This window comes from Trinickia sp. (genome assembly GCF_035492435.1).
Classification (GTDB): domain Bacteria; phylum Pseudomonadota; class Gammaproteobacteria; order Burkholderiales; family Burkholderiaceae; genus Trinickia.
The window spans coordinates 1-7,077 of the sequence record NZ_DATJJF010000141.1; the positions used below are offsets into that span (position 1 = coordinate 1).

A 7,077-nucleotide genomic window follows, 5' to 3' on the forward strand; every position below is an offset into this window, starting at 1 on the left:
AGATTTGGTCGAACTGCGTCAAGACGACCCGACGTCGGCAGAACTGAGAAAGATGGCCGCACACATCATCGCCGCCGGCCTTCGAGATCAACGCAAGGGATGCTGATGCATCAATCCACTCGAATGGCGATGCCCAACCGATACAGGTCGGCAATGCACGATCGATTTTATAAAGTTGAAAGAAGACGTCTGCGAGCGCGTGAACAACCTTCAGAGCCGCTAGCCGAATATCCGTCGCATTTGACGGTCATTCGGTGAAGCACTTCATCGCATAAGCAGAACCGCTGTGACTTACGCGCTCAGGCGCTGGCGTGGCCAGGCTGAGCACCAACTTCACTTGGCAATACGCGCCACTCATGTGGGAAACGAAAATGTCAGGAACCCAGCTCCTTCCTTCCGAGCGTACGACGCTCCCTGTGCTGCCTTTGCGGGACGTCGTCGTTTTCCCGCATCTGGTTATCCCGCTGTTCGTAGGCCGGCCAAAGTCGATCAGGGCGCTCGAAGTGGCAATGGAGAGCGGCAAGCGCATCATGCTCGTTGCGCAGAAGATGGCTGCGAAAGACGAGCCAACCGTAAAAGACATGTATGAAGTAGGGTGTGTCGCCAACATCCTGCAGATGCTAAAGCTGCCTGATGGGACTGCCAAAGTACTGGTCGAGGGTTTGCAGCGCGCCAAGGCGTTGTCGATCGAAGAGCAGGAGACGCAGTTCTCATGTGAGCTCATGCCCCTTGATCCCGATTACGCCGACAGCGCCGAAAGTGAAGCGCTGCGCCGCGCGATCGTGTCGCAGTTCGATCAATACGTGAAGTTGAACAAGAAGATCCCGCCCGAGGTTCTCACGTCGCTCGGCGGTATCGATGAAGCCGGCCGGTTGGCCGACACCATCGCCGCGCACCTGCCGCTCAAGCTCGAGCAGAAGCAACATATCCTCGAGATGTTCCCGGTGATGGAGCGGCTCGAGCACCTGCTTGCGCAAATGGAAGCGGAGCTCGACATTCTTCAAGTCGAAAAGCGCATCCGTGGGCGCGTCAAGCGCCAAATGGAAAAGAGCCAACGCGAGTACTACCTGAACGAGCAAGTCAAGGCGATCCAGCGGGAGCTCGGCGAGGGCGAGGATGGTGCCGACCTCGAAGAGCTCGAGAAGCGCATCGAAGCGGCGCATATGCCGAGTGAGGCAAAGAAGAAGGCTGAGGCTGAACTCAAGAAGCTTAGGCTGATGTCGCCGATGTCAGCCGAAGCGACGGTGGTGCGCAACTACATCGACACCCTCGTCGGCTTGCCGTGGCGCAAGACGAGCAAGGTCAACAATGACCTCTCCAACGCTGAACGGGTGCTTGACGAGGAACACTTCGGGCTCGAGAAGGTCAAGGAACGCATTCTCGAGTACCTTGCGGTGCAACAGCGCGTCGACAAGGTGAAAGCGCCGATTCTTTGCCTGGTCGGCCCTCCAGGGGTCGGCAAGACGTCGCTCGGCCAGTCGATCGCGCGTGCGACGAACCGCAAGTTTGTGCGCATGGCGTTGGGCGGCGTGCGCGACGAGGCGGAAATTCGGGGCCATCGACGCACTTACATCGGCTCGATGCCGGGCAAGATTCTGCAAAGCCTGACGAAGGTCGGCGTGCGCAATCCGTTCTTCCTGCTCGACGAGGTCGACAAGATGGGCATGGATTCGCGTGGCGATCCTTCCTCGGCGTTGCTGGAGGTGCTCGATCCAGAGCAGAACCGCACGTTCGCCGATCACTATGTCGAGGTCGACTTTGACCTCTCGGACGTGATGTTCGTCGCGACGTCGAACTCGCTCAACATTCCGCCGCCGCTGCTCGACCGAATGGAAGTGATTCGTTTATCCGGTTACACGGAAGACGAAAAGGTCAGCATCGCCCAGCGTTATTTATTGCCGAAGCAGAAGCTGAACAACGGCCTGAAGGAAGGCGAGATTGAAGTTGCCGAGGATGCGATCCGCGACATCATTCGCTTTTACACACGCGAGGCGGGCGTGCGCTCACTCGAGCGTGAAATCTCGAAGATCTGCCGCAAGGTCGTGAAGATGCTCCTGCTGAAGAAGGCCGACGGCGCGGTCAAGGTTGGGAGCGAGAACCTCGACACGTTCCTTGGCGTTCGCAAGTTCGATTTCGGTCTCGCGGCGAAGCAGAACCAGATCGGGCAAGTGACGGGTCTTGCCTGGACGGAAGTGGGTGGCGATCTGCTGACGATCGAAGCGGCCGTGATGCCAGGCAAAGGCAATGTGATCCGCACCGGCTCGCTCGGCGACGTGATGAAGGAGTCAGTGGAAGCGGCGCGCTCTGTGGTGCGCTCACGCTCGAGCCGGCTCGGCATCAAGGACGAAGCGTTCGAGAAGCGGGACATCCACATTCACGTACCCGAGGGTGCAACGCCGAAGGATGGCCCTTCGGCCGGCATTGCGATGACGACGGCGCTCGTGTCTGTATTGACGGGCATTCCGGTGCGCGCCGATGTGGCGATGACGGGCGAGATCACGCTGCGCGGCGAGGTGCTGCCGATCGGCGGATTGAAGGAGAAGCTGCTTGCGGCTCACCGTGGTGGCATCAAGCTTGTGCTGATCCCGGAAGAGAACGTCAAGGACTTGACCGACATCCCTGATAACGTCAAAAACGCGATCGAAATCGTCCCAGTGCGGTGGGTCGACAAGGTGCTCGAGCTCGCGCTTGAACGCATGCCCGAGCCGCATCCTGAGGAGGAGCTGAAGGAAGCGCCCGTTGCAGAGACAGCGAACGAGCCGGCAACTGCCGAATTCGTCAAGCACTGACAGGGCAGGACGCGCCACCGGGTGTGGCGCGTCGCCTCCGCTTTTTCTGCGATACCACGCGGCGGTCGGCAACGCGCGAATGCGACGCTGTCCTCAATCGGTTTCGATGGCGAGTGCGATGCCTTGCCCGCCGCCAATGCACAGCGTCACGAGGCCTCGCTTCAAACCATCACGGCGCATCGAATGGATGAGGCGGGTGGTCAGCACGGCCCCCGTCGCACCGATCGGATGACCATGCGCGATTGCGCCGCCTTCGACGTTGATCACGTCTTCCGCGAGTCCGAGTGTGCGTGCCACTGCGATCGGCACAACCGCGAACGCTTCATTGATCTCAATGCGTTCGACGTCTGACAACGCCCACCCCGCCCGCGCCAACGCGATCTGCACGGCCGGTACCGGCCCGAGACCGAACATGCCCGGCTCCACCGCCGCGACGCCGAAAGCCACCAGGCGCGCAAACGGTTCGATGCCGTGAGCTTCGGCGAATTCGCGGTCTGCGACCAGCATCGCTGAGGCGGCGCTATTCAATCCCGGGGCATTGCCCGCAGTGATCGTACCGTCGGGCCGAAACGCCGGACGCAGCTTCGCAAGCGTCTCGACTGTCGTATCGGGGCGAGGCTGCTCATCGCGTGCAAAGAGGACATTGCCCTTGCTCCCTTTAACCTCCACGGCGGTCAATTCGGCGTCGAAGTGGCCTTGCTTTTGCGCGGATACAAAACGCTGTTGGGAACGCGCCGCCCAGCGGTCCTGGGCCTCGCGCGTAACATCGAGCGCCTTTGCAAGGTCCTCCGTATGCCAACCGGAATGCTCGCCAGAAAACGCGTCAACGAGACCGTCGCGCAACATACTGTCGTAAATCTGCGCATTCCCCATGCGATAGCCCCAGCGTGCGTTTTCGAGCAGGTAGGGCGCACGCTCCATGCTTTCCATGCCCCCCGCTACAGCGGCCTCGCCGAACCCAAGCCAGATTTCCTGTGCTGCCGAGACGATCGCCTGTGCTCCCGAGCCGCAGACACGATTGACGGTCAGCGCCGGCACCATGACGGGGACACCGCCGCCGATTGCCGCCTGTCGCGCTGGATTCATCTTGTTACCTGCCTGGACCACATTGCCCATCACGACGGCAGCAAGATGGGCCTCGCCGATGCCCGTGCGCCGCAGCGTCTCGCGCACGACGATCGCACCCAATTCCGTTGCAGGTACATTTTTCAATGAACCGTTGAATGCTCCGATTGGCGTTCTCACTGGACTGCAAATTACGACATCTCGTGTCTTCATGATCATCTCCAATGTGGCATGGATGCGCCGCAATCGATACATGGGAAGCCGACATCAGTGCCGAACGTTTCCTGATTGAGCAAGCTTCGCTCCGAAGTGGCTTCGAAGCGTGCGCACAGATTATTGAGTGAGCCCACGAGAAGCGATGCGGCGGGTCACTAGTTTGTAATGATCGTTGCGCGACACCTGCAGATTCATCTGTCGAATCCGACGCGCGTCTTTGCGGCTGAGTTCATGTTAATAAACATCTATCCGCATTGCGAATGCGACCTTTTTCTTGTGTGTGGTATCTCGTGTGAGGCGGCACGGTTCCGCTTCGAATAGCTTTACCGACAGCGATGCGATGACTACATTTGTACCGTCGCAAGCCGATCGGCTCTTGTCGCCGGCTCTGCTTTGTGTCGCCAACTCACGATGAGGAAACGATGATGAGCAAGCTCGAAGGTAAGGTGGCCATTGTTACGGGCGCGTCCAAAGGTATTGGGGCCGCCATCGCAAACGCACTGGCAGCAGAGGGGGCTGCGGTGGTCGTGAATTACGCAAGCAGCAAAACAGGCGCCGATGCCGTCGTTGCCGCGATTACGGCGGCCAATGGCAAGGCAATCGCCGTCGGCGGCGATGTTTCGAAGGCCGCAGACGCGCAAGCGATTGTCAATGCGGCCATCGAGGCGTACGGCCGCCTGGACATCGTCGTCAACAATTCTGGTATCTACGAGTTTTCGCCAATCGAAGAAATTACGGAAGAACACTTTCACAAGCATTTCGATACGAACGTACTCGGTGTGTTGCTCGTGACGCAGGCTGCCGTTAAGCACCTCGGCGAGGGCGCAAGCATTATCAACATGAGTTCGGTCGTCACCCGTATTACACCGCCGCAGAGCGCTGTCTATAGCGGCACAAAAGGCGCGATTGATGCGATCACCGGCGTGCTGGCACGCGAACTGGGTCCGCGAAAGATCCGAGTCAACGCAATTGGTCCAGGCATGGTGGCCACGGAGGGCACGCGAAGCGGCGGGATCATCGGTTCGGACTTCGAGGCGGTGACGGTGGATCAGACACCGCTCGGCCGTGTGGGGCAGCCCGATGACATTGCGTCAATCGCAGTATTTCTTGCATCAGACGACGCGCGCTGGATGACGGGCGAGCACCTGCTTGCGAGTGGCGGCATGCGGTGACGAGGGCGGGCGGGGCGCTCCCCGCCTATGCATTGCTAAACATTTTAATGCTTGACAATCGTTGGGTGCCTAACGACAACACGTCCCCCACAATGATCATCTATCCATTGTCAGCTTCCTGCGCTTGTCGTTAAATGCCGGCTGTGCCGGGAACGCATCCCGTTCTCTTTGCAACGAGCATGGAGCAGAGCAATGGTCATTCTGGGCAAGTCACTGGACGAATGGTGTGCCTGTCGCCCTATCATTCGCGAGCTGATTGAATTGAGCGAGACGAGCTGGTTCAATCCCGCTGCCGCCAGCGTTTCGTCAGCACTGGGCGACGTGGGTTTATCCGCCGCGGACGTGGCCGACGCAAGCGCCCGCCTTGTGCGATTCGCTCCCTATCTCGCGCGCGTATTTCCCGAAACGGCCGCGACGGGCGGCATCATCGAATCTGCCATCCGACCGGTGCCGACGCTTCAGGCCCACTTGGCACAGCGATACGGGCGGCCGCTGCCCGGCGCTTTGTGGATGAAGACAGATAGCCACCTGCCGATCTCAGGCTCGATCAAGGCGCGCGGTGGCATCTACGAGGTGCTGAAACACGCGGAAACGCTCGCGTTGGCGCAAGGCTTCCTGCATTCGGGTGCCGACTACAGCTGCCTCGACAGCAACGAAGCGCGCATGTTTTTCGGCCAATATCGCATTGCCGTCGGCTCGACCGGCAATCTGGGACTCTCCATCGGCATCATGGGAGCGACACTTGGCTTCGCCGTGACCGTCCATATGTCGGCCGATGCGCGCCAATGGAAAAAAGACCTGTTGCGCAGCCATGGTGTTAACGTCGTCGAGTACGGCGCTGATTACAGTTCCGCAGTCGCCGCGGGGCGCAAAGAGGCTGAAGCCGATTCCCGCTGCCACTTCGTCGACGACGAGCACTCGGCCGATTTGTTTTTAGGGTACGCAGTGGCGGCCGAGCGCCTAAAAACACAGTTCATGGTCGCAGGCATCACGATTGACGCGGAGCATCCGCTTGTCGTCTACCTTCCGTGCGGCGTGGGTGGCGGCCCGGGTGGTGTGGCATTCGGGCTCAAGCTGACGTTCGGCGATGCGGTGCGTTGCTTCTTTGCGGAGCCGACACATTCGCCTTGCATGATGCTGGGTGTCTACACCGGTCTCCATGATGGCGTATCGGTACAGGACTTCGGCATCGACAACGTGACGGCTGCCGACGGCTTGGCCGTGGGAAGGCCTTCGGGCTTTGTCGGTAAGGCGATGCAACGGCTGATCGACGGCTACTACACCGTCAGCGATGACGAGCTGTACCGGCTCGTCGCATTGACCGAGCACACCGAAGGCGTTCGCCTCGAGCCTTCCGCCGTGGCGGGGATTCCAGGTATACGTTACGTTCTTGATGAGACCCAGGGCTATCGTGCGCGCATGGGGCTTACCGACGAGAAAATGGCGCGTGCCGTTCACCTTGTCTGGGCCACGGGCGGCAGCATGGTCCCGGCTGCGGAGATGGATCGCTACGTTGCAAAGGGGCGCGAGCTGCTCGCTTGCGATCTAACGTAGTCGCGGCTCGTCAAGCACAGTAGTGCTCGTCGAAGCCCGGCGCTCAAGCCACGGCACGCGCGGCGTTCCTCCCGCGCAGCCACTCCAGCACGAGCAGCAGACACGTCGAAAAAACGGTGAGTATTGTCGCGAGCGCAGCTATCGTTGGTGTGATGTTCTCGCGGATACCCGTGAACATCTGCCGTGGCAACGTCGTTTGTTCCGCACCTGCGAGAAACAGCGTGACGACTACTTCGTCGAACGACGTCGCGAACGCGAACAGCGCACCGGAAATCACGCCC

Annotated in this window: 5 protein-coding genes; 3 read left to right on the forward strand and 2 right to left on the reverse strand. The window is 60.1% G+C overall.

What is annotated here, in order from left to right; genetic code table 11:
* Window positions 1-371 precede the first annotated feature (371 nt).
* Window positions 372-2,789, forward strand: coding sequence for an endopeptidase La (lon, locus tag VL598_RS10780; RefSeq protein WP_325326705.1), 2,418 nt, complete (start codon window positions 372-374; stop codon window positions 2,787-2,789).
* A gap of 93 nt (window positions 2,790-2,882) precedes the next feature.
* Here the strand turns inward: lon and VL598_RS10785 are convergent, their stop codons facing one another.
* The gene (locus VL598_RS10785) at window positions 2,883-4,067 is read right to left on the reverse strand and encodes a thiolase family protein (protein WP_325326706.1); all 1,185 of its coding nucleotides are present in this window, start codon (window positions 4,065-4,067) and stop codon (window positions 2,883-2,885) included.
* A 428-nt stretch (window positions 4,068-4,495) separates the two neighbouring features.
* Between VL598_RS10785 and VL598_RS10790 the strand changes: the two genes are divergently transcribed.
* Both VL598_RS10790 and dsdA read left to right on the forward strand, forming a co-directional pair.
* Window positions 4,496-5,242: a glucose 1-dehydrogenase gene (locus VL598_RS10790; RefSeq protein WP_325326708.1), complete on the forward strand. Its 747-nt coding sequence runs from the start codon at window positions 4,496-4,498 to the stop codon at window positions 5,240-5,242.
* A gap of 192 nt (window positions 5,243-5,434) precedes the next feature.
* The gene (gene dsdA, locus VL598_RS10795) at window positions 5,435-6,796 is read left to right on the forward strand and encodes a D-serine ammonia-lyase (protein ID WP_325326707.1); all 1,362 of its coding nucleotides are present in this window, start codon (window positions 5,435-5,437) and stop codon (window positions 6,794-6,796) included.
* A gap of 43 nt (window positions 6,797-6,839) precedes the next feature.
* Here dsdA and VL598_RS10800 read toward each other — a convergent pair.
* The coding region (locus tag VL598_RS10800; RefSeq protein WP_414718699.1) for an ABC transporter permease at window positions 6,840-7,077 on the reverse strand (238 nt) is incomplete at its 5' end.

What these genes read in the sequence shown, in the direction of transcription:
- VL598_RS10790 (WP_325326708.1), top strand. Translation starts at nt 4,496, where the DNA reads ATGAGCAAGCTCGAAGGTAAGGTGGCCATTGTTACGGGCGCGTCCAAA.
- VL598_RS10785 (WP_325326706.1), bottom strand. Translation starts at nt 4,067, where the DNA reads ATGAAGACACGAGATGTCGTAATTTGCAGTCCAGTGAGAACGCCAATC.
- lon (WP_325326705.1), top strand. Translation starts at nt 372, where the DNA reads ATGTCAGGAACCCAGCTCCTTCCTTCCGAGCGTACGACGCTCCCTGTG.
- dsdA (WP_325326707.1), top strand. Translation starts at nt 5,435, where the DNA reads ATGGTCATTCTGGGCAAGTCACTGGACGAATGGTGTGCCTGTCGCCCT.